Genomic DNA, 25,082 nt, shown 5'->3' with positions numbered 1-25,082 from the left:
CCTGATGTGTCCGTGCTTACTTGGCGACCGGCGTTTCGGTGTCCGGCTTCCAGATCTGGCCGATGGCCACGCTCTGGAGCTTCTTCTTGCGGCCGTACCAGAGGTTGACCAGGCCGCGGTTGAAGAACACCGCCGAGAACATCGAGGTCAGGATGCCCAGGCAGTGCACCACCGCAAAGCCGCGCACCGGGCCCGAACCGAAGGCCAGCAGCGCGAGGCCGGCGATCAGGGTGGTCACGTTGGAGTCCAGGATGGTGGCCCACGCGCGGTCGAAACCGACCGCGATGGCCATTTGCGGCGAGGCCCCCGAGCGCAGTTCCTCGCGGATACGCTCGTTGATCAGCACGTTGGCGTCGATGGCCATGCCCAGCACCAGTGCGATAGCCGCGATGCCCGGCAGCGTCAGCGTGGCCTGCAGCATCGACAGCACGGCAATCAGCAGCAGCAGGTTCACGCCCAGTGCGGCCACCGAGAACACGCCGAACAGCATGTAGTACAGCACCATGAACACGGCGATGGCGCCGAAGCCGTAGGCCACCGAGTCGAAGCCCTTCTGGATGTTGTCCGCGCCCAGCGACGGGCCGATCGTGCGTTCCTCGATGATTTCCATCGGAGCCGCCAGCGAGCCGGCGCGTAGCAGCAGCGCCAGGTCATTGGCTGCCTCGGTCGAGTACGAGCCGGTGATCTGGAAGCTCGAACCCAGTTCCGACTGGATCGTCGCCACGGTCAGTACTTCACCCTTGCCCTTCTCGAACAGCACGATGCCCATCGGCTTGCCGATGTTCTCGCGCGACACGTCGCGCAGCACGCGGCCGCCCTGGGCGTCGAGCTTGATGTTGACGGACGGGCGCTGGTTCTGGTCGAAGCCGGCCGAGGCGGACTCGATGCGGTCGCCGGTGAAGATCACCTGCTTCTTGAGAATCACCGGCGCGCCGTTGCCCTGGGTGAACAGCTCGCTGCCGAACGGCACCGGGTCGCCCGCACGCGGGTTGCGCGGCGCGTCGTTGTCGGCCAGGCGGGCCTCCAGCGTGGCCGTGCGGCCGATGATGTCCTTGGCCTTGGCGGTGTCCTGCACGCCGGGCAACTGCACCACGATGCGGTCCGCGCCCTGTTGCTGGATCACCGGCTCGGCCACGCCGAGTTCGTTCACGCGGTTGTGCAGCGTGGTGATGTTCTGCTTGACGGCGGCGTCCTGCACGGCCTTGCGGGCCGCGTCCGTGAACGTGCCGACCACGTTGTTACCGTCCATCGTGAACGACAGTTCGCGCAGGCTTTCGACCAGCACGCTGCGCGCGCGGTCGCCGTCGGCGGCACTGCCCAAGCGCACGATCAGGCGGTCGCCGTCGCGGTCGATGCCGCCATGGCGGATGTTCTTGTCACGGAGCAGGGTGCGGGCGTCGCCGGACAGGCTGTCCAGCTTCTTGTCCACCGCGCCCTTCATGTCCACCTGGAGCAGGAAGTGCACGCCACCGCGCAAATCCAGGCCCAGGTACATCGGCAGCGCATGCATCGCGGTCAGCCAGCGCGGCGAACCGGACAGCAGATTCAGCGCCACCACGTAGGTGGGGTCGGCTGCGTCCGGGTTCAGCGCCCGGCTCAGCGCATCCTTGGCCTTGAGCTGGTCGTCGGTGGTGCGGAAGCGCGCCTTGACCGAGCCGGACTGGCCGGACACGTCGAAGAACACGCCGTCAGGCTGGAGCTGGCTCTGCGCCAGCACCTCTTCCACGCGCTTCTGCATGGACAGGTCGACCTTGACGGTGGCCTTGGCGGACGAGACCTGCACGGCCGGGGCCTCGCCGAAGAAGTTCGGCAGGGTGTAGATGATGCCGATGGCCAGGGCCACCAGGATCACGATGTACTTCCAAAGCGGATAACGATTCATCTCTGGCCAGTCATTGCGGTTGGCGTGGCCGACGGGCGCGCTGGGGGCGCGCCGATCCGGCCGGACCGGTTGGCAAACAGCCGCCTGGCAGCCCTGGCCGGGTCCGGTGCGGACCCGCGGGCTGGTGCAGGCGGCTGCTGGGGCATGCGCACGGCAAGATGAACAGCCGTACTGACGAACATGCCGGGAAAATCAGGCGGGTTCAGGCGCCGCATGCGTGGCGCCCGGCGGGCCCGGTCAGAGCGACTTCAGCGAGCCCTTCGGCAGCACCGTGGTCACTGCATTCTTCTGCACGGTGACTTCGGTGCCTTCGGAGATTTCCAGCACCACGTATTGCTCGTTGACCTTGACTACGCGGCCCAGGATGCCGCCGGCGGTGACGACTTCGTCATTCTTGGCCAGCGCTTCCATCATCGCCTTCGCTTCCTTCTGGCGCTTCATTTGCGGGCGGATCATGATGAACCACAGTACCGCAAACATCAGGATGATGGGCAGGAAGCTCATCAGGCCACTCGCCGCGCCACCGGCGCTGGCAGTCTGGGCAAAAGCGTTCGAAATCAGCACGTTACTTCTCCGTCACAAAGGTCTATCAGGGAATCGGGCATTCTATCACCCGTGTTTGTCCCGCCAGAGCATTCTAGGTTCGAATTGCGGGTTTGTTCGGGGTGATTTGCAGGTCCTTTTTCAGACGTTGCAGACACCCGCCACCATTCGACCATTCCATCGCCCGAAGTTCATTCGGTTGTCTGGTTTTCAGAACATTCTCAAGCGGTGCCTACTTGGTTCCGCGCGCGCGGTGCTCGGCGAACTGGCGCCGGAACGGCTCGAAGCGATGCTCCTCGATGGCCGTGCGCATCTCGCGCATCAGTTCCAGGTAGTAATAGAGGTTGTGGATGGTGTTCAGGCGCGCACCGAGGATTTCGCCCACGCGGTGCAGGTGGTGCAGATAGGCGCGCGAGAAGTTGCGGCAGGTGTAGCAGCCGCAGGTCTCGTCCAGCGGGCGGGGATCGTTGCGGTGGGCCGCGTTGCGGATCTTCACATCGCCAAAGCGCGTGAACAGCCAGCCGTTGCGGGCGTTGCGGGTCGGCATCACGCAATCGAACATGTCCACGCCCGAGGCCACGCCGGCCACCAGGTCTTCCGGCGTGCCCACGCCCATCAGGTAGTGCGGCTTGTTGGCCGGCAGGCGCGGGCCCACGTGCTCCAGCACGCGCATCATGTCTTCCTTGGGCTCGCCCACGGACAGCCCGCCGATGGCGTAGCCGTGGAAGTCCAGTTCGGACAGCCCGGCCAGCGACTCGTCGCGCAGGTCTTCGAACATGCCGCCCTGGACGATGCCGAACAGCGCGTTCGGGTTGGTCAGGCGCTCGAATTCGTCGCGCGAGCGCTTGGCCCAGCGCAGGCTCATGCGCATCGAGCGGGCGGCCTCGTCGTGCGTGGCGGGGCGGCCATCGATCTCATAAGGCGTGCACTCGTCGAACTGCATGACGATGTCCGAGTTCAGCGTGCGCTGGATCTGCATCGAGATCTCGGGCGACAGGAACAGCTTGTCGCCATTCACCGGCGACGCGAACGTGACGCCATCTTCGGTGATCTTGCGCAGTTCTCCGAGCGAAAAGACCTGAAAGCCGCCCGAATCGGTCAGGATCGGCTTGTCCCAGCCGACAAAGCGGTGCAGGCCCTCGTGCGCCTCCACCACGTCCAGCCCGGGGCGCAGCCACAGGTGGAAGGTGTTGCCGAGGATGATCTGCGCGCCGATCTCGTTCAGTTCGAGCGGCGACATCGCCTTGACCGAGCCATAGGTGCCCACGGGCATGAAGATGGGCGTCTCCACGACGCCATGGTTCAGGGTGACGCGGCCGCGGCGGGCGTTGCCATCGGTGGTCAGCAGTTCGAAATCGAGCATTTGGCGGGTCTCAGGTCAGTCCAGGCGGGTTAGCAGCATGGCGTCGCCGTAGCTGAAGAAGCGATAGCGTTGCTCCACGGCGTGGCGGTAGGTGGCGCGGATGGCCTCCACGCCGGCCAGCGCCGAGACCAGCATCAGCAGCGTGGACTTGGGCAGGTGGAAGTTGGTGATCAGGGCATCGACCAGCCGGAAGCGATACCCCGGCGTGATGAAGATGTCGGTGTCGCCGCTGTGGGCGGCCAGCGTGCCGTCCGCCGCCGCGGCGGATTCGAGCGCGCGCAGCGAAGTGGTGCCCACCGCAATCACCCGGCCGCCGCGCGCGCGGGTCTCGCGCACGGCATCGGCCAGTTCGGGCGAGATGGCATACCACTCCGCGTGCATCTTGTGCTCGGCGAGGTTCTCCGTCCGCACCGGCTGGAACGTGCCGGCGCCCACGTGCAGCGTCAGGAACGCGCGGCGCACGCCCTTTGCATCGAGCCGCGCGAACAGCGCGTCGTCGAAATGGAGCCCGGCCGTTGGCGCGGCCACGGCGCCCGGGTTGCGGGCATACACGGTCTGGTAGCGGGTCTCGTCGTAGGCGTCGGGATCGTGCGTGATGTAGGGCGGCAACGGCAGCCGGCCATATTGCTCGATCAGGTCCAGCGCCGGCTCGGGAAAGCGCAGCGTGAAGAACTGGTCGACGCGCGGCCCCACCGTTACGGCGAAGGCATCGTCGGCCAAGTGCAGTTGACTGCCCTCGGCGGGCGTCTTCGAGGCGCGCACCTGCGCCAGCACCGTGTGGCTATCGACCACGCGCTCCACCAGCACCTCCACCCGGCCGCCGCTCGGCTTCTGGCCGAAGAAGCGCGCCTTGATCACGCGGGTGTCGTTGAAGACCAGCAGGTCATTGGGGCCTAGGTAGTCCAGGATGTCGCAGAACGCGCGGTCGACCAAGCGCACGGCGTCGGCACGGTCTTCCGGCGCGGTCCGCTCCACCACGAGCAGGCGGCTGGCGCTGCGGTCGGGCAGGGCGGACTGCGCGATCAGCTCGGGCGGCAGGGGAAAATCGAAGTCGGATAGCGTCAACATTGCTTCAGAATAGCGGGCACGGCAAGCGGGTGGCGGCACCGGGTTAGGGCGTCGTCACAGGCATGGGTACAATCGGCGAATCCGACATTGTAAGGCTTGGGACGTCCGCGCATCGGCCAGTCCCCCGTTTACCGCCCATATTCCCGCGCTGATGCCAGGCACCGCCACCGACTCCCTCGACCGTCGCGACGATAGCGAACCCAGCGAACCCAGCGGCTCCAACGACACGTCTCTCGGGCGCGCCCCCAAGGGCAAGCCGGCCGCGCCGGCCAAGCCGTCGTCCGCCGTGGCCCGCCTGGCCAAGCTGGGTCTGCGCCGTCCGGTGGACCTCGTGCTGCACCTGCCCATGCGCTACGAGGACGAGACCGCGCTGGAAACCATCGGCGAGGCCATTCGGCGCGCCGGCATGGGCCTGGCCGCGCAGGTGGAGGGCGAGGTCATCTCGAACGAGGTTACCTTCCGGCCGCGCCGCCAGCTGGTGGTCAAGATCGCCGACGACACCGGCGAGCTGACGCTCCGTTTTCTCAATTTCTATGGCAGCCAGACCAAGCAGATGGCCGAAGGCGTGCGTCTGCGCGTGCGCGGCGAGGTCCGAGGGGGCTTCTTCGGCGCCGAGATGGTCCACCCGCAGGTGCGCCCCGTGGTGCCCGGCGAGGCGCTCCCAGACCGCCTGACGCCGGTCTACCCGGCCACGGCCGGCATCTCGCAAGCCTATCTGCGCAAGGCGATTGGCGGGGCGATGTCCCGCACGCCGATGCCGGAGACCCTGCCGCAGGCCGTGCTCCAGGGCCCGCTCGCCCAACTGAAGCTGGCGCCGCTGGCCGATTGCCTGCGCCTGCTGCACAACCCGCCGCCACAGGAAAGCGAGGCCGCGCTGGCGGACCGTTCGCACCCGGCCTGGCAGCGGATCAAGTTCGACGAATTGCTGGCCCAGCAGATTTCGCTGCGGCGCTCGCAGGCCGCGCGGCGCGAGAAGAACGCGCCGTCGATGCCGCGTCGCGCGGACGGCCTGCTCACCAGATTCCTGGCCGCGCTGCCGTTCCGGTTGACCGGGGCGCAGCAGCGCGTGGTGGAGGAGATCGCCGCCGACATGACGCGCCCCCACCCGATGCACCGGCTGCTCCAGGGCGACGTCGGCAGCGGCAAGACCATCGTGGCCGCGCTGGCGGCCTGCCAGGCCATCGACGCCGGCTACCAGGCCGCGCTGATGGCACCCACCGAAATCCTCGCCGAGCAACACTTCCGCAAGCTTTCCGCGTGGCTGGAGCCGCTGGGCGTGCCCGTGGTCTGGTTGGCCGGCAGCCTCAAGGCGAAGGAGAAGCGCGAGGCCGCCGCCCGTGTGGAATCGGGCGAGGCGCAGCTGGTCATCGGCACCCATGCGCTGATCCAGGACACCGTGCGCTTTGCGCGGCTCGGGCTGTCCGTGGTCGATGAACAGCACCGCTTCGGCGTGGCGCAGCGGCTGGCGCTGCGCGGCAAGGCCGGGGAGGCGGAGACGAAAGCCGCGCCGGACAAGGTTCCGCATCAACTGATGATGTCGGCCACGCCGATCCCGCGCACGCTGGCCATGACCTACTATGCCGACCTCGACGTGTCCGTGATCGACGAACTGCCGCCGGGCCGCACGCCGATCGTGACCCGGCTCGTCAACGACGCGCGGCGCGACGAGGTGATCGAGCGCGTGCACCACGCCGCCGCCGAAGGCCGCCAGGCCTACTGGGTTTGCCCGCTGATCGAGGAATCGGAGGCGCTCCAGCTCCAGACCGCGGTCGAGACCTATGAAACGCTGGTCGCCGCGCTGCCGGACCTGCGCGTGGGGCTGGTCCACGGCCGCCTGCCGCCCGCCGAGAAGGCCGCGGTCATGGGCGATTTCAGCGCCAACCGGCTCCAGGTGCTGGTGGCCACCACGGTGATCGAGGTAGGGGTGGACGTGCCGAACGCCTCGCTGATGGTGATCGAGCATGCCGAGCGCTTCGGCCTGGCCCAGCTGCACCAGTTGCGCGGGCGCGTGGGGCGGGGCAGCGCGGAATCGGTGTGCCTGCTGATGTACCAGGCGCCGCTCTCGCCCACGGCGCGCGAGCGGCTGGCCACGATGCGCGAGACCACCGATGGCTTCGAAATCGCCCGGCGCGACCTCCAGATCCGCGGTCCCGGCGAATTCCTGGGCGCGCGCCAGTCCGGCGAAGCCATGCTGCGCTTTGCCGACCTCAACACCGATGCCTGGCTGGTGGACTATGCCCAGGAAGCCGCCGAACTGATGCTGGCGCGCTTTCCCGAAGCCGTGGAGGCGCATCTTTTGCGCTGGCTGGGTGGCCGGGAGCACTTTTTGAAGGCGTGACGCGCGTGAGACAGGTCTTATATGTGCCTAAGACGATACATTGCTTTGCCGATCTGACAGACGGCGCAATCGAAGTTAAAATCTATCGCCTAACCGAACCTGATAAGTCATGACGCTCACCGAACTCAAGTACATCGTCGCCGTGGCGCGCGAGCGCCATTTCGGCCGGGCGGCCGAGGCGTGCTTCGTTTCGCAGCCGACGCTGTCGGTGGCCATCAAGAAGCTGGAAGACGAGCTGACCGTGCAAATCTTCGAGCGCGGCACCTCCGAGGTGTCGGTGACGGCCATTGGCGAGCAGATCGTGGCCCAGGCCCAGCGCGTGCTGGAGCAGACCATGGCCATCCGCGAGATCGCCAAGCAGGGCAAGGACCCGCTGGCCGGGCCGCTGCGCGTGGGCGTGATCTATACGATCGGGCCGTACCTGTTGCCGATGCTGGTCAAGCAGATGATCGGCACGGTGCCGCAGATGCCGCTGATGCTGCAGGAAAACTATACGAACAAGCTGATCGAGCTGCTCAAGCAGGGCGAGATCGACTGCGCGATCATGGCCGAGCCGTTCCCGGATTCGGGCCTGACCGTGCGTCCGCTGTACGACGAGCCCTTCGTGGTGGCCGTGCCGCGCGGTCATCAGCTGGCCGAGCAGCGCAGCGTCGATCCGGACGAACTCAAGCAGCAGACCATGCTGCTGCTGGGCAGCGGGCACTGCTTCCGCGACCACGTGCTGGGTGTGTGCCCGGAGCTGTCGCGCTTCTCGCAGGCGGCCGACGGCATCCAGAAGACCTTCGAAGGGTCGTCGCTTGAGACGATTCGCCATATGGTGGCCAGCGGCGTGGGCATTACCGTGCTGCCGCGCACCTCGGTGCCGGACCTGAAGCCGCGCAACGACATGCTGGCCTACGTGCCGTTCGCCGATCCGGTGCCGGATCGCCGCGTGGTGCTGGCGTGGCGCAAGAGCTTCACGCGCCTGCCCGCCATGGAGGCGCTGGCCAATGCCGTGGCGGCGTGCGACTTGGCCGGCGTGAGCCGGATTGGCGACGCGGCGTCCGTGGAAGCAGTCGCCGCCTGAGCGGATTCTCACGACATCGACATCGATATCGACAAAAAACGGCAGGGGCGATCCCTGCCGTTTTTGTTCGCGCCGCATCCACATAGCCGTTCGCTATTTCATAGGTTGAAATTATCGAATGTGAAGTTCGATAGATTTTCCTATACTTCAGCCATCGACACCCCGCCTGCGGGGTATCCACCGACTGAAGCGGAGAACCACCATGACGATGCTCGACCTGTTCGTGACCGAATTCCGGCAACTGCGCGCGGCTGCCGACGAGGGTCCGCGCAACGAGGAAGGCAGCCGCCTGCGCCGCAAGCTGGTGCGCAAGGAGATCGGCATGGCCATCGTGGCGCTGGGCGCGATGGCGATGTTCTTCCACGCGGCACAGGGTTTTGCCTTCCTCGGCACATAAACCTGATGCGATAATGACCGCCGACTGCCCCCAACCGTGCAAATGGTGTGGGCTTGGATTCCTCGTGGCGACAAACGGAGCTGAACGACCATGGCAAAGAAAAATGAGATGAGCGTGAACATCGGCATGTCCGACAAGGACCGCAAGAAGATCGCGGAAGGCCTGTCCAAGTTGCTGGCGGACACCTACACCCTCTACCTCAAGACCCACAACTTCCACTGGAATGTGACGGGGCCGATGTTCAACACGCTGCATACGATGTTCGAGACGCAGTACACCGAGCTGGCACTGGCCGTGGACGCCATCGCCGAGCGGATCCGCGCGCTGGGCTACCCGGCACCGGGCACGTACAAGGAGTACGCGAAGCTGTCGTCGATCGCCGAGGAAGAAGGCGTGCCCGACGCGACCGAGATGATCCGCAAGCTGGTGGAAGGCCAGGAAGCCGTGGTGCGCACTGCGCGCTCGCTGTTCCCGGCCATCGATGCGGCGGGCGACGAGCCCTCGGCTGACCTGCTGACCCAGCGCATGCAGACGCACGAAAAGACCGCGTGGATGCTGCGCGCGATGCTGGCCTGAGTCTGTCTGACCCGCGCACAACGCGTCACGGCTTTCCACGCCGCGACGCGTTTTTTGTTTTGTCTCGCCAGAAGTGAACGCAGTCCCCATGTCCGAACATTCCGCCGCCCCGCCGCACCCCCGCCGTCCCGGCCGCCTCGCGCTCTACGCGCGGCTGGTGCGGATCGACAAGCCCATCGGCACCTTGCTGCTGCTGTGGCCCACGCTGTGGGCGCTGTGGATGGCCGCCGAGGGCCCGCCCGCCTGGGGCATTTTCTGGATTTTCTTCGTCGGCACGTTCCTGATGCGCTCCTCGGGCTGCGCCATGAACGACTGGGCCGACCGCGACTTCGACAAGCACGTGAAGCGCACCAGGGAGCGGCCGCTGACCGCCGGCTACATCGCCGGCTGGGAGGCATTGGTGGTGGCCGCCGTGCTGGCGCTGGCGGCGTTCGCGCTGATCCTGCCGCTGAACGGGCTGACCAAGGCGCTGGCCGTGGTGGCGGCCGTGGTGGCCGGTACCTATCCGTTCTTCAAGCGGTTCTTCGCGATTCCGCAGGCCTACCTCGGCATTGCCTTCGGGTTTGGGATTCCGATGGCGTTCGCGGCGGTGCAGGGGCAGGTTCCCCCCGTGGCGTGGCTGATGCTGCTGGCCAACGTCTTCTGGTCCGTGGCCTACGACACCGCCTATGCGATGGTCGACCGTGACGACGACCTGCTGATCGGCATCAAGACCTCGGCGATTACCTTCGGCCGCTTCGACGTGGCGGCGATCATGCTCTGCTACGCCGGCTTCCTGGGCCTGATGGCCTGGGCTGGCGCGCTGCTGGGACTGGGCTGGCCGTACTACGCCGGGCTGGTGGGGGCGGCCGGGCTGGCCGGCTACCACTACACGCTGATCCGCGACCGCGACCGCATGAAGTGCTTCGCGGCGTTCCGGCACAACAACTGGCTGGGCGGGGTAGTGTTCGCGGGCACGGCAATCGCCTACTGGCTGAAGTAGGCGGCCGTCCCAAGGCCCGCCCGGACGTTTCTCAGTCCTTGCCGCTCAGTCCTTTCCGCTTAGTCCTTGCCGAATTCGGCGCCCATCTCGCGGCCCCGGGCCGCCGCCGCGTGCATGGCGCGGACGAAGGCGTCCTGCATCTTGTCCGCGTCCATCGACGTCAGCGCCGCGTAGGTCGTGCCGCCCTTGGACGTCACGCGCTCGCGTAGCAGGGACACCGGCTCCGGCGACCCGGCGGCCAGCGCGGCCGCGCCCCGGAAGGTCTCCACGCCCAGCTGGCGGCCCTGTTCGGCGGTCAGGCCCATTTCCTTCGCCGCGCGCTCCATGGCTTCGATGAAATAGAACACGTAGGCCGGGCCGCTGCCCGAGAGGGCCGTCACGGCGTCGATCTGGTTGTCGTCATCGACCCAGACGCACTGGCCCACGGCTTGCGCCACGGCCGTGGCGATGGCGCGGTCCGCTCCGCTCAGGCCCGGCGCGGCGGCCAGGCCGGTCATGCCCATGCCAGCCAGCGCCGGCGTGTTCGGCATCGCCCGCACCAGGCGCGACGTGTTCAGCCAGCGGCCCATGTCCTGGAGCCGGATGCCGGCCGCCACGCTGATGATCAGGTTGCCCTGGCCCGCCGCCAGATGGGGCACGAGCGGTGCCACGGCGTCGCGGAACTGCTGCGGCTTGACGGCCAGCACGATGACGTGGCTGGCGCCGAACCGGGCGTCCGGCGCGGCCTGGGTCCGTACGCCGAGCGTCCGTTCCAGCCGCTGGCGCGCATCGTCCGACGGATCGATGACGCAAATGGCGCGCGCGGGCACGCCGCGGGCCACCAGGCCGCCGATCAGGGCGGACGCCATGTTGCCGCCGCCGAGGAAGCCGAAGGTGAGCGTATCGAGCATGTCTTTCCTTGTCTTTTCCGATGTTGCCGGGTCGATGCGTGTCGCCCGGCGTTCTTGTGGGTGGGGGTGGCGGGCGCCGTCAGGCGCGCGCGCCGAAAATCGCGGTGCCGATGCGCACCAGTGTGGCGCCCTCGGCGATGGCCGCGCCCATGTCCGCGGACATGCCCATCGAGAGCGTGTCTACGTGTAGCCCGGATTGCCGCAGTTGATCAAGCAACCCGCGCAGCGCCGCGAACGGCCGGCGCTGCGCGTCGGGGTCGTCCGCCGGCGCCGGAATTGCCATCAGCCCGCGCAGCCGCAGGTTCGGCAGGGCGGCGATGGCCTGCGCCAGCGGCAGCACCTCCGCCGGCGCCACGCCGCTCTTGCTGGCCTCGTCGCTGATATTGACCTGGATGCAGACCTGGAGCGGCGCCATGCCCGCCGGCCGCTGGGCCGACAGCCGCTCGGCGATCTTCAGCCGGTCGATGGCGTGGACCCAGTCGAAATGCTCGGCCACCGGCCGGGTCTTGTTACTTTGCAGCGGACCGATGAAATGCCAGGTAATCCGGTCGCGCAGGTCGGCCAGGGCGGCGATCTTGTCGAGGCCCTCCTGGACGTAGTTTTCCCCGAAAGCGGCCTGCCCGGCCTGGAAAGCCGCCCGCACAATGGCCGGCGCGACGGTCTTGGAGACGGCCAGCAGGGTGACCCCGGACGGGTCCCTGCCGGCTTGTTGTGCAGCCGCCGCGATGTCATTTAGCACGGCTTGCAAGTTGGCGGCGATTACAGACATAATCCAGCGGACATACCAAAGAAGTACACAACAACAAGTCGTATATTAGGGTGGGGTCATTATAGATGGACATCGCGCAGCTATTGGCTTTTGCGGTCAAGAACAAGGCATCCGATCTCCACCTCTCGGCAGACATGCCGCCGATGGTGCGTATTCACGGGGATATGCGTCGGATCAACGTGGCGGCCATGGGCCACAAGGACGTCCACGCCATGGTGTACGACATCATGAGCGACGTTCAGCGCAAGAGCTACGAAGAACGCCTCGAGGTCGACTTCTCGTTCGAGATTGCCGGCCTGTCACGGTTCCGGGTCAATGCCTACACCACGCAGCGCGGCGCCGCCGCGGTGTTCCGGACCATTCCGTCGAAAGTCCTGACGCTCGATGACCTCCATGCACCGGCCGTGTTCGCGGACCTCTGCATGAAGCCACGCGGCCTCGTGCTCGTGACCGGCCCGACCGGCTCGGGCAAGTCGACCACGCTGGCGGCCATGGTCGATCACCGCAACGACGAGGACATGGGTCACATCCTCACGGTGGAAGACCCGATCGAATTCGTCCACAACTCCAAGAAAAGCCTGATCAACCAGCGCGAACTGGGCCCGCACACGCATTCGTTCGCGAACGCGCTGCGCTCGGCGCTGCGTGAGGATCCGGACGTGATCCTGGTGGGCGAATTGCGTGACCTGGAAACCATCCGGCTGGCGTTGACCGCCGCCGAAACCGGCCACCTGGTCTTCGCCACGCTGCACACGAGTTCCGCCGCCAAGACCATCGACCGGGTGGTGGACGTGTTCCCCCCCGAGGAAAAGGACATGGTGCGGACCATGCTGTCGGAATCGCTCGAGGCCGTGATCTCCCAGACGCTGCTCAAGACGCGCGACGGCAACGGCCGGACCGCGGCGCACGAGATCATGATCGCCACGCCCGCCATCCGCCACCTGATCCGCGAGAACAAGATCGCGCAGATGTATTCGATGATGCAGACCTCGAGCGGCATGGGCATGCAGACGCTTGACCAGTGCCTGAGCGATCTGATCAAGCGCGGCATGATCAACTACAACGACGCGCGGGCGATTGCCAAGAATCCCGACGCCTTCATGGGCTAAGGGGAGGCCGACGCCATGCTCGACCGCGAATCCGCCGCGAAGTACATCAACGACCTGCTGGAGCTGATGGTCAACAACCGCGGCTCGGACCTGTTCATCACGTCCGAATTCCCGCCGGCCATCAAGGTGGACGGCAAGATCACGCCCGTCTCGCAGCAGCCGCTCAACCCGGCGCAGGCGCTGGGCCTGGTCCGCTCGATCATGAACGAGCGCCAGGTCAAGGAATTCGACGAAAGCCGCGAGTGCAACTTCGCCATCACCGCGCCGAACGCCGGGCGCTTCCGCGTCTCGGCCTTCATCCAGCAGGGCAAGGCCGGCATGGTGGTGCGGACGATCAACACGCGCATCCCGTCGGTGGAAGACCTGGACCTGCCCACGTCGCTGCATGAGATCGTCATGGCCAAGCGCGGGCTGGTGATCGTGACCGGCGCCACGGGCTCGGGCAAGTCCACCTCGCTGGCGGCCATGCTCGACCACCGCAACGCGCACTCGTACGGCCACATCATCACGATCGAGGACCCGATCGAGTACGTGCACGCGCACCAGAACTGCATCGTCACGCAGCGCGAGGTCGGCATCGACACCGAGTCGTGGCACGTGGCGCTGAAGAACACGCTGCGCCAGGCGCCGGACGTGATCCTGATCGGCGAAATCCGCGACCGCGACACCATGGAATACGCGATGCAGTACGCCGAGACGGGCCACCTGTGCCTGGCCACGCTGCACGCCAACAACGCCAACCAGGCCATCGACCGGATCATCAACTTCTTCCCCGAGGAGAAGCGCCAGCAACTGCTGATCGACCTGTCGCTGAACCTCAAGGCGATGATCTCGCAGCGGCTGCTGCCGCGCGCCGGCCGCAAGGGCCGTGTGCCGGCCGTGGAGATCATGGTGGGTACGCCGCTGGTGGCCGACCTGATCTTCAAGGGCGAGATCCACGAGCTCAAGGAAGTCATCAAGAAGTCCCGCGAGCAGGGCATGATCTCCTTCGACCAGGCGCTGTTCGAGCTGTACGAGGAAGAGAAGATCGCCTACGAGGACGCGCTCAAGAACGCCGACTCGCTGAACGACCTGCGCCTGATGATCAAGCTCCACAGCGCCCGCCACCGCGACGCCGACCTGGGCGCCGGCACCGAGCACCTGAACGTCATTTGATCGGACGACGGGCGGGCGCGGTATGCTCGCGGTTGTCTGCAATGCATTCTCCGGAGCCGCCATGAGCAACGTCTACCAGTTCGAAGCGAAGTCCCTGTCCGGCCAGCCGGTGCCGCTGGCCGATTTCCGCGGCAAGGTGCTGCTGATCGTCAACACGGCCAGCGAGTGCGGGTTCACGCCCCAGTACGCCGGGCTGGAGGCGCTGCACGAGGCCTACGAGCCGCGCGGCCTGGCGGTGCTCGGCTTCCCCTGCAACCAGTTCGGCAAGCAGGAGCCGGGTGACGCCGCGCAGATCGGCCAGTTTTGCGAGACGCGCTTCCAGGTCAAGTTTCCGATGTTCGAGAAGATCGAGGTCAACGGCGCCGGCGCGCATCCGCTCTACAAGTGGCTGACCTCGGAAAAGCCCGGCGTGCTCGGCACCCAGGGCATCAAGTGGAACTTCACCAAGTTCCTGCTGCGCCGCGACGGCACGGTCTTCAAGCGCTACGCGCCGACGACCAAGCCCGAGGACATCCGCGCGGACATCGAGACACTCCTGAGCGACCCGGCGGCCTGAGGGGTTTGAGGGGCCCGAGGGGCCTGAGCGACGTCAGCCCGGCATATCGGGCTGCACCGCGCGCAGGAAGCCGTTGAGCGAGCGGTCCGGCGTCTCGTGGAATTGCTCGTCGAGGATCTCGATGGTGCGGCAGCGGTCCAGCCGGAAGCTGCGATAGTCGGACCGCGCCGTGCACCATGCCGCCAGCAGCCAGACATTACCCCAGAAGAACAGCCCCAGCGGCTGCACCACGCGCTCGGTGACGCGCTGCTGGGCATCGATATAGTCGAGCCGCAGCAGCCGTTGCGCGCCGATGGCGCCATGCACGGTGTCGAAGGCCTCGCGCACGGCCGGGTGGTTGAGGTACTCGGGCGCGAAGATCCGGCTCTGCTGCGCTGCCACGCGGCGCGGGGGCGGCAGGGCGGCCATCAGCTTCTCGAGCGCCGGGTCCGCCGCCGCGGCCAGCGCGCCGCCGCCCCAGGCCTTGAGCAGGCGCAGGCCGGCGACCATCGCCTCCACTTCCATCGCGGTGAACATCAGCGGCGGCACGTCGTAGTCCGGCCGCAGCCGGTAGCCGATGCCGGCCTCGCCCTCCACCGGCACCCCCGACAGAGACAGCGCCTGGATGTCACGGTAGACCGTGCGCTCGGACACGCCCAGCCGCTGCGCCAGCAACGCCGCCGTGGTCAGCCGGCGGCCGCGCAGGACCTGCACGATCTGGAAGAGGCGGTCGGCACGGCGGCTCATGGGCGGCTCATTGGCAGGGGCGGGAGGGGAAGGATGGAGGGGCGGGGGTGCCGGATGGGCGCATCATGCCTGCCGGCTCCTGACAGCGTACTGTCAGGAGGGTGTCAGGGGTGTCAGGGGTGTCAGGGGTGGCAGGGCTGGCATGGGAACGTGCCCCGGTCAGTGGGGCATCCATGCCGCCAGCACGGGCACCACGATGGCGGTCAGCACGCCGTTCAGGCCCATGCCCAGTGCGGCGAAGGCGCCCGCCTCCTGGTTGACCTGGAACGCGCGCGCCGTGCCGATGCCGTGGGCCGCCACGCCGGTGGCGAAGCCACGAATCACGTAGTCCCGCACGCGCAGCATATTGAGCAGGCCGGTGGCGCTGACCGCGCCGATGATGCCGGTGGCCATCACCAGCACGGCGGTCAGCGAGGGCAGGCCGCCGATCTTCTCGGACACCCCCATGGCGATCGGGATCGTGACCGACTTGGGCGCCAGCGAGCGCACCACCTCGGGCGATGCCCCCAGCGCGTAGCCGATGCCCACCGCCGACACCACCGCCACCAGCGACCCCGCCACCAGCCCGCAAAGCAGCGGGAAGGCGTGCGCGCGGAGCTTCGGCAACTGGGTGTAGAGCGGCACCGCCAGCGCCACCGTGGCCGGCCCGAGCAGGAAGTGGACGAACTGCGCCCCGTCGAAGTAGGTCTTGTACGGCGTGCCGGTCACCGTCAGCACGGTGACGAGGATGGCCACCGAGATCATCACCGGGTTGGCCAGCGGCGAGTACCGCGCGCGCTCGTAGATCCGGAAGGCGAAGACGTAGGCGATCAGCGTGGCGGTGAGCCCGATCAGCGGGCTGGCCGCCAGGTAGACCCAGATCTCGTTCAGACGCGGCGACATCATGGCTGCGCTCCGCTATCTGCCGCTTCGGCAGCTTCGGCCTGGGGCGGTGCCGGCTTGCGCATCAGCGCCCGGGTGACCAGCGCGGTCACGACGATCGCCAGCCAGGTGGAGATGACCAGCGCGACGACAATCGGCATCCACTCACCGCCAATCCGGTTGGCGTGGACCATGATGCCAACGCCGGCCGGCACGAACAGCAGCGACAGGTGCTTGAGCAGCTCGCTGGTGGTGTTCTGGATGATAGGGAGCAGGCGGTTGTCGAAGACCAGCCAGCCGAACAGCAGGAGCATGCCGATCACAGGACCGGGCACGGGCAGGCGCAGCGCGTAGCTGATCACCTCGCCCACGGTCTGGAAGACCAGCAGGATGGCAAACGTCTGGAGCATGGGGGCGCATCAGGGTCGAAATGTGCCGACATGGTACTCCGAGCCGCCCTCCCGCGCAGTTCAGGCGCAGACCATGCGCTCCACCAGCTCCACCCAGTGCATCACCGGCGTCTCGGTGCCGCTTTGCAGGTGCGTGATACAGCCGATATTGGCCGAGACGATGGCATCGGGCTCCGTGGCCTGGAGCTTGGCGAGCTTGTCGTCGCGCAGCGGATAGGACAGCTCCGGCTGCAACACCGAGTACGTGCCCGCCGAGCCGCAGCACAGGTGGCTGTCGGCGCAGAGCCGCACCTCGATGCCCAGTCCGGTCAGCAGCGCCTCCACCTTGCCCCGGATCTGCTGCCCGTGCTGCAGCGTACAGGGCGGATGCCAGGCCACGCGCCGGCCGTCGCGCGGCACGGCGCCGGCCAGTCGGTGCAGGTCGTCGGCGAAGTCGGGCAGGATCTCGGAGAGGTCGCGCGTCATCGCCGACACCCGTGCCGCCCGCTCCGCGTAGGCGCGGTCGTGGCGCAGCAGGTGGCCGTAGTCCTTCACCATCACGCCGCAGCCGGAGGCCGTCATGACGATGGCCTCCGCGCCGGATTCGATATACGGCCACCAGGCGTCGATGTTGGCGCGCATATTGTCCAGCCCGCCGTCGTGGTCGCCGGTATGGAAGCGGATCGCGCCGCAGCAGCCGGCCTCGCTCGCCACCACCAGCTGCACGCCGAGCTTGTCCAGCACGCGCGCGGTGGCCACGTTGATATTGGGCGACATCGCCGGCTGCACGCAGCCGTCCAGCAGCAGCATCTTGCGGGTGTGGGTGGTGCGCGGCCACGGCCCGGTGGGCGGGGTGATGGCCGGTACCTTGTTGCGCAGCGCCACCGGCAGCATCGGGCGCACCATCTGGCCGAGCTTCAGCGCCGGGCCGAACAGCTTGGGCCGGGTCAGCCCCTCGCGCAGCAGCCAGCGCGCCATCCGCTCCTTCGCGGGGCGGTGGATACCCGCGGCCTCGAGCCGCTCATCCACCACCTTCCGTCCGATATCGACCAGCCGCCCGTACTTCACGCCGGACGGGCAGGTGGATTCGCAGTTGCGGCAGGTCAGGCAGCGGTCCAGGTGCAGCCGCGTGCTTTCCGTCACGGGCTGGCCTTCAAGCATCTGCTTCATCAGATAGATGCGGCCGCGCGGGCCGTCCAGCTCGTCGCCGAGCAACTGGTAAGTGGGGCAGGTGGCGGTGCAGAAACCGCAGTGCACGCACTTGCCGACGATGGACTTGGCTTCTTCGCCTTCGGGCGTGTTGCGCAGGAATTCGGCCAGTGTGGTTTGCATGGTTCGGGGGCGTAGACGGTAGACGGCTCAGAGGCCGGTGTACAGGCGCTGCGGATTGAAGATGCCGGCGGGGTCGAAGGTGGTCTTGAGCCGCTTGTGGATGGCGGCCAGCGGGGCCGACAGCGGCGTGAACACGCCGACCGCCTTGTCGCCATTGCGGAACAGCGTGGCGTGGCCGCCGGCGGCCTGGGCAATGGCGCGCACCGATTCGGCCGAGACCGAGGCCGGGTCGCCTTCTGGTGCCAGCCACCACCGCTGGCCGCCGCCCCATTCCACAAGCTGCGCGCCGGGCAGGTCCAGCGGCGGGGCGATGGTCGGCACGGCAATGCGCCACAGCGCGCGGCCATGGTCTTTGGCGTGGGCCGGGGCGAAGAAGGGGTGCGACTGTTCGCGCAGCGCGGCCCAGAGCGCGCGTGCCTCGCCGGGCTCGACGCGATCGCCGCCCAGCTTCTCGCACGCGGCGCGCACGGCCGCCGTGGCGCCCGAGAGCCGTACGTCGAGCACGCCGTCCTGCCACGCCGACGCCGCGATCGGCAGCGGCTGACCGCCCCAGCGGTTCAGGCGCTCGATGGCTTCGGCCTGCGGCAGCGCAAAACGCAGCGTGGCGTCGTCGAACGGCATCGGCAGCACCTTCAGCGAGACCTCCAGGATCAGGCCGAGCGTGCCGAGCGAGCCGGTCAGCAGCCGCGAGACGTCATAGCCGGCCACGTTCTTCATGACCTGCCCGCCGAAGTGCAGCACCTCGCCGCGCCCGTCCATCAGCTGCACACCGAGCACGAAATCACGCAGCGCGCCCACCGATTGCCGGCGCGGACCGGACAACCCGGCCGCCACGGCGCCGCCAAGCGTGGCCGTGCCGGACGGGGCGAAATGCGGCGGCTCGAAGGCCAGCATCTGGCGTCGTTCGGCCAGCGCCGCCTCGATTTCGGCCAGCGGCGTGCCGCAGCGCGCCGTGACCACCAGCTCCGCCGGGTCATAGTCGACGATGCCGGCGTGCGGGCGCGTGTCGAGCACGGTGCCGACCAGCGCCTGGCCGTAGAAGTCCTTGCTGCCGCCGCCGCGCAGGCGCAGCGGGGCGCGGCTGTCGCCGGCCTGGCGGATGGCATCGCGAAAGGCGTCGAGTGTGGCTTCCATTTGGGGACCCTTGGCGTTTTTTGTTGGAGGGCGGCTCAGGGCCGGTTTGGCGGCGCCCGGCCGGGGCCGCCGGGCTCGTCCAGCCCGGCACGGTCCTCGACCTGGTACGCCGGCAGGACAGTGCCGCAATGCTTGCAGAAGCCCGCGTCGGGCTCGTGCCCCTCGGTCAGGCAGTGCTCGCACGTGCGCGTGGTCAGCGGCCGCCGGATGAGGCTGGCCGCCAGTTCCGCGCCGACGATGCCGGTCGGGAAGGCGATGATCCCGTAGCCGAGCAGGATGGTCAGCGAGGTGATGAACTGCCCGATGGGCGTGCGCGGCACGATGTCCCCGAAGCCCGTCGTGGTCAGCGTGACGATGGCCCAGTACATGCTCACCGGGATGCTGGTGAAGCCGTGCTGCGGGCCTTCCACCACGTACATGATGGTGCCGAGGATGATCGTGATGATGAACACGGTACCCAGGAACACGAAGATCTTGCGGCGGCTGTTGGACAGCGCCATGGCCAGGATCTGGGCTTCCTCGAAATAGACCGTGAGCTTGAGGATCCGGAACACGCGCAGCAGCCGCAGCAGCCGCACGTCGATCAGGAAGGCCAGTTCCGGCACGAAGAACGCGGCCCAGGTCGGGATGATCGAGATGAAGTCGATGATGCCGAAGAAGCTGAACGCGTAGCGCAGCGGCCGCCGCACCACCAGCAGCCGCATCACGTACTCGGCCGTGAACAGCAGCGTGAACATCCACTCCAGCAGCGTGAACGTCCGGCCCGCGCGCGCGTTGATCGACGGCACGCTGTCCAGCATCACGATGGCCACGCTGGTCACGATGGCGATCAGCAGCACGATGTCGAACAGGCGCCCCTGGCGCGTGTCGGCCTCGAAGATGATCGTGTACCAGCGCTGGCGCCAGCCGGCTTCGGGCTGGCCCAGGCGCTGCCGGAGGCGCGCGTTGAGGAAGCGCTCCTGGCGGGCGTCCTGGGCGTGCTGTTGGCGGGTGTTCGGGTTGGGCATGGGGGTGGCGATGGTGAGCGGGTGTCGGTGGGGCGCGTGGCCCGCCCGGTACCCGCCCGCGCTCAGAAGCGCGGCAGGTCCGGATGCGGCAGCAGGCCGCGCCTGACGTGCATCTTGCCGTACTCGGCGCAGCGCGCCAGCGTCGGGATGGCCTTGTCCGGGTTCAGCAGCCGGGCCGGGTCGAAGGCGGCCTTCACGCCGAAGAACGCATCGCGCTCGGCCGGCGAGAACTGCACGCACATCGAATTCAGCTTCTCCACGCCCACGCCGTGCTCGCCGGTGACGGTGCCGCCCAGTTCCACGCAGGACTCCAGGATGTCGGCGCCGAACAGCTCGGCGCGATGCCATTCGTCGAGGTCCTCGCCGTTGAACAGGATCAGCGGGTGCATGTTGCCATCGCCGGCATGGAAGACGTTGATGCAGCGCAAGGCGTACTTCTGTTCCATCGCCTCGATCCGCTTGAGCAGCGTGCCGATGTGCTTGCGCGGAATCGTGCCGTCCATGCAGTAATAGTCGGGCGAGATCCGCCCGGCGGCCGGGAAGGCGTTCTTGCGCCCGCTCCAGAAGCGCAGCCGTTCGGCCTCGCTCTGGGACACCGTGATCCGCGTGGCGCCCGAGCGGCGCAGCACCTCGCTCATCCGCTCGATCTCCTCGGCCACTTCCTCGGGCGTGCCGTCCGATTCGCACAGCAGGATGGCGGCGGCGTCGAGGTCGTAGCCAGCCTTGACGAACTCCTCCACGGCGGCCGTGGCGGGCTTGTCCATCATTTCCAGGCCGGCCGGGATGATGCCGGCGGCAATCACGTCGGCCACGGCGTTGCCGCCTTTTTCCACATCGTCGAAGCTGGCCATGATGACCTGCGCGAGCTGCGGCTTGGGAATCAGCCGGACGGTGATCTCGGTGGCGACGGCCAGCATGCCCTCGGAGCCGATCAGCGTGGCCAGCAGGTCCAGGCCCGGGGCGTCGGGCGCCTCGGAGCCGAAGACCACCACATCGCCCTCCATCGTCACGGCGCGCACGCGCAGCACGTTGTGCACGGTGAGGCCGTACTTGAGGCAGTGCACGCCGCCCGAGTTCTCGGCCACGTTGCCGCCGATGGAGCAGGCGATCTGCGAGGACGGGTCGGGTGCGTAATAGAGATTGTGCGGCGCGGCGGCCTCGGAGATGGCCAGGTTGCGCACGCCGGGCTGGACCACGGCGGTGCGCGAATAGGCATCGACCGAGAGGATGCGCTTGAACTTGGCCAGCGACAGCACCAGCCCGCCGGCGATGGGCATCGCCCCGCCCGAGAGGCTCGTGCCGGAGCCGCGCGGCACCACCGGCACTCCGAGTTCGTGGCACAGGCGCAGGATGGCGCAGACTTGCTCCTCGGTGTCGGGCAGCACTACGGCCTCGGGCACCTGGCGGTAGGCGGCCAGGCCGTCGCACTCGTACGGCACGGTGTCCTCGGCCTTCCAGAGCACGGCGGCGGGCGGCAGGATACGGGCCAGGCCGGCCAGCAGTGCGGCGCGGGGGCCGTCGGCCTGCGTGGGGGCGCCGGCCAGGGTGTGGGCGTCTTGCGGGGCGTTCATGGCAACTCCTTGACGAGCCGGCCGCCGCGCATCGCTTCACGCACCCGGCCGGGACGGCAGACTATAGCGCAGGCCCCCTGCCACGGGAGCCTTCGCCCACGTGAATTCGGCATGGCAGGCCGATCAAAACTGCTCATGCCATGCGCCCCGGCCCGGCTGGCGCGCTTTATATATATCCAGCCTAGTGGCCCGGACGCTACCAGTCCAGCCCGAGCAGCCAGTCCACGAAGTAGCGCGCCTCCGGCTGGAGCGGCGCCTGCTCGCGCTCGACGATGTAGTAGCCGTGCGGCGAGACCGATTCCACATCGAGCAGCTTGACCATCTGCCCGGCGGCCAGCCACTGGCGTGCCATGCGCTGGCGCACCAGTCCCACGCCCTGGTTCGAGACGATGGCTTCCAGCATCAGGCCGATATCGTTGAATTGCGGGCCGGTCAGGGGCTCCGGCCAGTCCAGCCCGGCGGTCTCGAACCACGGCCGCCACGGCTCTAGCGGGCTGCGCAGCAGTACCAGATTGTGCAGGTCGTCCGGGCGAGCGATGGCGCGCCCGTTGACCCGCTCGTAGTACTCCCGCCCGCACGCCGGAAACACCGGTTCGACTAGCAGTTTCGTGGTTTTCAGGTCCGGATAGCGCCCCGTGCCATAGCGGATCTCGACGTCGGTGTCCTCGGCTTTCACATCGAGGAAGGGCACGGACAGGTGCAGTTCCAGGTCGATATGGGGGTAGAGCGCCCCGAACTCGGGCAGGCGCGGCACCAGGTGCTGCCGGCCGAACGTGGGCGGAATGGCTACCCGCAGCCGCGTACGCAGCTTGTTGTACTCGGGGCGGGCGAGCTCGTTGAGGGACTTCAGCGCGTCCTGCACATTGCGCTGGTAGCGCGTGCCGGCGGCGGTGAGCCGCAGCGCGGCGTTGGAGCGCACGAACAGGTCGTCGCCCCACAATTCCTCCAGATTCTTGATGCGGTGCGAGACCGCGCTGGGCGTGACCGACAGTTCTTCCGCCGCGCGCGCGAAGCTGCCAAGCCGCGCGGCGGCCTCGAACGCGATCAGCAGGTGCAGGGGCGGGACGCGGTGGAACACCGATGCCATGGCGACGGGCCCCCGGTCAGCGCGCCGCGCTGAAGATCTTGCCCGGATTCAGAATCTGATTGGGATCGAGCGCCGCCTTGATCGCCCGCATCAGGTCCAGTGCGTCCTCGCCGTGCTCCTGCACGAGGAACCCCATCTTGTGCAGCCCCACGCCGTGCTCGCCGGTGCAGGTGCCGCCCATGGCCAGCGCCCGTTCGACGATGCGGCGGTTGATGTCCTCCGCCTCGGCCATTTCCTCGGGCTTGTCCGGGTCGACCAGGATCGCCACGTGGAAGTTGCCGTCGCCGACATGGCCGACGATGGGGCAGGGCAGCTGCGAGGCGTTCAGGTCGCGCTCGGTCTCGGTCACGCAGTCGGCCAGGCGGGAAATCGGCACGCAGACGTCGGTCGTCACGGACTTGCAGCCGGGCTTCAGCTGCAGCATGGCGAAGTAGGCCGTATGGCGCGCATTCCAGAGCCGGCTGCGGTCCTCGGGGCGCGTGGCCCATTCGAAGCCCTGGCCGCCGTGCTCGTCGGCAATCTGCTGCACGGTTTCGGCCTGCTCGCGCACGCCGGCCTCGGTGCCGTGGAATTCGAAGAACAGGTGCGGGGTTTCCGGCAGCGTCAGGTTGTCGTGGCGGTTGATCGCGCGGATGGCCAGCGCATCGACGAACTCCACGCGGGCCACCGGCACGCCAAGCTGGATGGTCTGGATCGTGGCGCGCACGGCATCGCCCATGCTCGGGAACGCGCACACGGCGGCCGAGATCGCCTCCGGCTGCGGGTAGAGCCGCACGGTGACCTCGGTGATGATGCCGAGCGTGCCTTCGCTGCCGACAAACAGCCGGGTCAGGTCATAACCGGCCGACGACTTGCGCGCCTGGGTGCCGGTGCGGATCACCCGGCCGTCCGCCGTGACCACGGTCAGGGCGAGCACGTTCTCGCGCATCGTGCCGTAGCGGACCGCGTTGGTGCCGGAGGCGCGCGTCGCGCACATCCCGCCCAGCGAGGCATCGGCGCCCGGATCGATCGGGAAGAACAGCCCGGTATCCTTGATCTCCTGGTTCAGCTGCTTGCGGGTCACGCCCGGCTCCACCGTCACGGAAAGGTCCTCGGGATGCACCGCCAGCACGCGGTTCATCTGGGAGAGGTCCAGGCTGATGCCCCCGGCCACGGCCAGCAGGTGGCCTTCGAGCGACGAACCGGCGCCGTAGGGAATCAGCGGCACGCCATGCTGGTTGCAGAGGCTGGCCAGTTCGGCGATTTCCTCGGTGGTGTGGGCGAAGACCACGGCGTCCGGGGCGGCGGGCGGGAACGGGGATTCGTCGCGGCCATGGTGGGCGCAGACGCCTGCCGAGGTGGAAAACCGTTCGCCGAAGCGGGCGGCCAGTGTCTCGGCCAGGGCAACGGGAAGGGGACGGCGCGCCAGGGCGGCGGCGGGCGTGGGGTGGTTCATGCTTTTGTCTCCGGCGAATCCCGCCATTCTACGCCGTCCGCGTCACGCGGCGGACCGCATCGCAGTGCCCGGAACCTGCCCCGGAACCCGCCCCGAAGCCCGGGTTCGGGGCCATAATTGCGCCACTTCAAACCAAGACGAGGGAGACCGGCATGGGTAACCGCCTGTCCAAGATCGCCACCCGCACCGGTGACGCCGGCACCACCGGGCTGGGCGACGGCAGCCGCACCGGCAAGAACAGCGAGCGCATCGCCGCCATTGGCGACGTGGACGAACTGAATTCCCACATCGGCCTGCTGCTGACCGAGCCGGACCTGCCGGATGATGTGCGCGGCGCGCTGCTCCATATCCAGCACGACCTGTTCGACCTGGGCGGCGAACTGTCGATTCCGGGCTACACGCTGCTAAAGGAAGCGCAGGTGATCCAGCTGGACGACTGGCTGGCGCACTACAACGCCAGCCTGCCCCGGCTGGCGGAGTTCATTCTGCCAGGCGGCAGCCGCGCCGCGGCCCAGGCCCACGTCTGCCGCACGGTCTGCCGCCGGGCGGAGCGGGCGCTGGTGGCGCTGGGCGCCACCGAGGCCCTCAACGAGGCGCCGCGCCAGTACCTGAACCGGCTCTCGGACCTGCTGTTCGTGCTCGCCCGGGTGCTGAACCGGGCCGGGGGCGGCACCGACGTGCTCTGGCAGCGCGAGCGCCAGTCCTGAAATCCTCAAAAAGATAACAATAATCCACTTTAAGGCCGCTCCCGAGGCTGGCACGGCACGCACCGGCAAAACCGAGAAAATTACTCGGAATTGCCAGTTCTGCCCTTGAAATGCCCCCGGACGGCCACATTTCGCACTC

General features: G+C 67.8%; 24 protein-coding genes. 9 read left to right on the top strand and 15 right to left on the bottom strand.

The window, feature by feature from the left end; genetic code table 11:
• Window positions 1-16: 16 nt before the first annotated feature.
• The 4 genes from secD to queA all read right to left on the bottom strand — a co-directional run bounded on the left by secD (window position 17) and on the right by queA (window position 4,856).
• The gene (secD, locus tag KHO18_RS20645) at window positions 17-1,882 is read right to left on the bottom strand and encodes a protein translocase subunit SecD (protein WP_144202502.1); all 1,866 of its coding nucleotides are present in this window, start codon (window positions 1,880-1,882) and stop codon (window positions 17-19) included.
• A 237-nt stretch (window positions 1,883-2,119) separates the two neighbouring features.
• Window positions 2,120-2,446 (bottom strand): preprotein translocase subunit YajC, encoded by a 327-nt coding sequence (gene yajC / locus KHO18_RS20640; RefSeq protein WP_144202500.1) that lies wholly within the window; start codon window positions 2,444-2,446, stop codon window positions 2,120-2,122.
• Window positions 2,447-2,657: 211 nt separating this feature from the next.
• Window positions 2,658-3,788: a tRNA guanosine(34) transglycosylase Tgt gene (tgt, locus tag KHO18_RS20635; protein WP_144202498.1), complete on the bottom strand. Its 1,131-nt coding sequence runs from the start codon at window positions 3,786-3,788 to the stop codon at window positions 2,658-2,660.
• Between the two features lie 15 nt (window positions 3,789-3,803).
• Window positions 3,804-4,856 (bottom strand): tRNA preQ1(34) S-adenosylmethionine ribosyltransferase-isomerase QueA, encoded by a 1,053-nt coding sequence (gene queA, locus KHO18_RS20630; RefSeq protein ID WP_211943782.1) that lies wholly within the window; start codon window positions 4,854-4,856, stop codon window positions 3,804-3,806.
• Window positions 4,857-5,007: 151 nt separating this feature from the next.
• Here queA and recG point away from each other — a divergent pair, with 151 nt between their 5' ends.
• The 5 genes from recG to ubiA all read left to right on the top strand — a co-directional run bounded on the left by recG (window position 5,008) and on the right by ubiA (window position 10,215).
• Window positions 5,008-7,194 carry an ATP-dependent DNA helicase RecG gene (gene recG / locus KHO18_RS20625; protein ID WP_144202494.1) on the top strand — a complete coding sequence of 729 codons (2,187 nt, stop codon included), beginning with the start codon at window positions 5,008-5,010 and terminating at the stop codon, window positions 7,192-7,194.
• A gap of 109 nt (window positions 7,195-7,303) precedes the next feature.
• A complete protein-coding gene (locus KHO18_RS20620) occupies window positions 7,304-8,260 on the top strand; it encodes a LysR substrate-binding domain-containing protein (protein WP_092298869.1) in 957 nt (318 codons plus the stop codon).
• 202 nt (window positions 8,261-8,462) lie between these two features.
• Window positions 8,463-8,657, top strand: coding sequence for a hypothetical protein (locus tag KHO18_RS20615; RefSeq protein ID WP_144202492.1), 195 nt, complete (start codon window positions 8,463-8,465; stop codon window positions 8,655-8,657).
• 90 nt (window positions 8,658-8,747) lie between these two features.
• Entirely contained in the window at window positions 8,748-9,233 is a 486-nt protein-coding gene (locus KHO18_RS20610; protein ID WP_092298875.1) for a Dps family protein, read from the top strand.
• Window positions 9,234-9,321: 88 nt separating this feature from the next.
• Window positions 9,322-10,215: a 4-hydroxybenzoate octaprenyltransferase gene (gene ubiA / locus KHO18_RS20605; RefSeq protein WP_144202490.1), complete on the top strand. Its 894-nt coding sequence runs from the start codon at window positions 9,322-9,324 to the stop codon at window positions 10,213-10,215.
• A gap of 59 nt (window positions 10,216-10,274) precedes the next feature.
• Here ubiA and proC read toward each other — a convergent pair whose 3' ends face one another.
• Window positions 10,275-11,105, bottom strand: coding sequence for a pyrroline-5-carboxylate reductase (proC, locus tag KHO18_RS20600; RefSeq protein ID WP_144202488.1), 831 nt, complete (start codon window positions 11,103-11,105; stop codon window positions 10,275-10,277).
• A 79-nt stretch (window positions 11,106-11,184) separates the two neighbouring features.
• Window positions 11,185-11,874, bottom strand: a complete 690-nt coding sequence (locus KHO18_RS20595) for a YggS family pyridoxal phosphate-dependent enzyme (protein WP_144202486.1) — start codon at window positions 11,872-11,874, stop codon at window positions 11,185-11,187.
• A 65-nt stretch (window positions 11,875-11,939) separates the two neighbouring features.
• Between KHO18_RS20595 and KHO18_RS20590 the strand changes: the two genes are divergently transcribed.
• The 3 genes from KHO18_RS20590 to KHO18_RS20580 all read left to right on the top strand — a co-directional run bounded on the left by KHO18_RS20590 (window position 11,940) and on the right by KHO18_RS20580 (window position 14,694).
• Complete coding sequence (locus KHO18_RS20590) at window positions 11,940-12,983, top strand: type IV pilus twitching motility protein PilT (RefSeq protein ID WP_211943781.1); 1,044 nt, start codon at window positions 11,940-11,942, stop codon at window positions 12,981-12,983.
• Between the two features lie 15 nt (window positions 12,984-12,998).
• On the top strand, window positions 12,999-14,138 hold the full coding sequence (locus KHO18_RS20585; RefSeq protein ID WP_144202482.1) for a PilT/PilU family type 4a pilus ATPase: 1,140 nt from the start codon (window positions 12,999-13,001) through the stop codon (window positions 14,136-14,138).
• A gap of 61 nt (window positions 14,139-14,199) precedes the next feature.
• Window positions 14,200-14,694, top strand: coding sequence for a glutathione peroxidase (locus tag KHO18_RS20580; RefSeq protein WP_144202480.1), 495 nt, complete (start codon window positions 14,200-14,202; stop codon window positions 14,692-14,694).
• A 33-nt stretch (window positions 14,695-14,727) separates the two neighbouring features.
• Here KHO18_RS20580 and KHO18_RS20575 read toward each other — a convergent pair whose 3' ends face one another.
• The 9 genes from KHO18_RS20575 to KHO18_RS20535 all read right to left on the bottom strand — a co-directional run bounded on the left by KHO18_RS20575 (window position 14,728) and on the right by KHO18_RS20535 (window position 24,236).
• Window positions 14,728-15,420 (bottom strand): helix-turn-helix transcriptional regulator, encoded by a 693-nt coding sequence (locus tag KHO18_RS20575; RefSeq protein ID WP_144202478.1) that lies wholly within the window; start codon window positions 15,418-15,420, stop codon window positions 14,728-14,730.
• Window positions 15,421-15,579: 159 nt separating this feature from the next.
• Window positions 15,580-16,305, bottom strand: coding sequence for an LrgB family protein (locus tag KHO18_RS20570; RefSeq protein WP_144202476.1), 726 nt, complete (start codon window positions 16,303-16,305; stop codon window positions 15,580-15,582).
• Window positions 16,302-16,691: a CidA/LrgA family protein gene (locus tag KHO18_RS20565; protein WP_092298902.1), complete on the bottom strand. Its 390-nt coding sequence runs from the start codon at window positions 16,689-16,691 to the stop codon at window positions 16,302-16,304. Before KHO18_RS20565 ends, KHO18_RS20570 begins: the two co-directional genes overlap by 4 nt.
• A gap of 60 nt (window positions 16,692-16,751) precedes the next feature.
• On the bottom strand, window positions 16,752-18,002 hold the full coding sequence (glcF, locus tag KHO18_RS20560; protein WP_144202474.1) for a glycolate oxidase subunit GlcF: 1,251 nt from the start codon (window positions 18,000-18,002) through the stop codon (window positions 16,752-16,754).
• 27 nt (window positions 18,003-18,029) lie between these two features.
• The gene (gene glcE, locus KHO18_RS20555) at window positions 18,030-19,136 is read right to left on the bottom strand and encodes a glycolate oxidase subunit GlcE (protein ID WP_144202472.1); all 1,107 of its coding nucleotides are present in this window, start codon (window positions 19,134-19,136) and stop codon (window positions 18,030-18,032) included.
• 35 nt (window positions 19,137-19,171) lie between these two features.
• Window positions 19,172-20,143, bottom strand: a complete 972-nt coding sequence (locus KHO18_RS20550) for an ion transporter (protein WP_144202470.1) — start codon at window positions 20,141-20,143, stop codon at window positions 19,172-19,174.
• 62 nt (window positions 20,144-20,205) lie between these two features.
• Window positions 20,206-21,714 (bottom strand): FAD-linked oxidase C-terminal domain-containing protein, encoded by a 1,509-nt coding sequence (locus KHO18_RS20545; RefSeq protein ID WP_144202468.1) that lies wholly within the window; start codon window positions 21,712-21,714, stop codon window positions 20,206-20,208.
• 196 nt (window positions 21,715-21,910) lie between these two features.
• A complete protein-coding gene (locus KHO18_RS20540) occupies window positions 21,911-22,801 on the bottom strand; it encodes a LysR substrate-binding domain-containing protein (protein ID WP_144202466.1) in 891 nt (296 codons plus the stop codon).
• 16 nt (window positions 22,802-22,817) lie between these two features.
• Window positions 22,818-24,236: an FAD-binding oxidoreductase gene (locus KHO18_RS20535; RefSeq protein ID WP_144202464.1), complete on the bottom strand. Its 1,419-nt coding sequence runs from the start codon at window positions 24,234-24,236 to the stop codon at window positions 22,818-22,820.
• A gap of 152 nt (window positions 24,237-24,388) precedes the next feature.
• Between KHO18_RS20535 and KHO18_RS20530 the strand changes: the two genes are divergently transcribed.
• Window positions 24,389-24,943 (top strand): cob(I)yrinic acid a,c-diamide adenosyltransferase, encoded by a 555-nt coding sequence (locus tag KHO18_RS20530; RefSeq protein ID WP_144202462.1) that lies wholly within the window; start codon window positions 24,389-24,391, stop codon window positions 24,941-24,943.
• Window positions 24,944-25,082: the final 139 nt, after the last annotated feature.

Origin of the sequence: Cupriavidus campinensis (assembly GCF_905397395.1) — a bacterium.
In the GTDB taxonomy this organism is placed as follows: domain Bacteria; phylum Pseudomonadota; class Gammaproteobacteria; order Burkholderiales; family Burkholderiaceae; genus Cupriavidus; species Cupriavidus campinensis.
The sequence above is the reverse complement of the archived record's forward strand: the minus strand, read 5'-3'. Positions and strand labels throughout refer to the sequence as shown.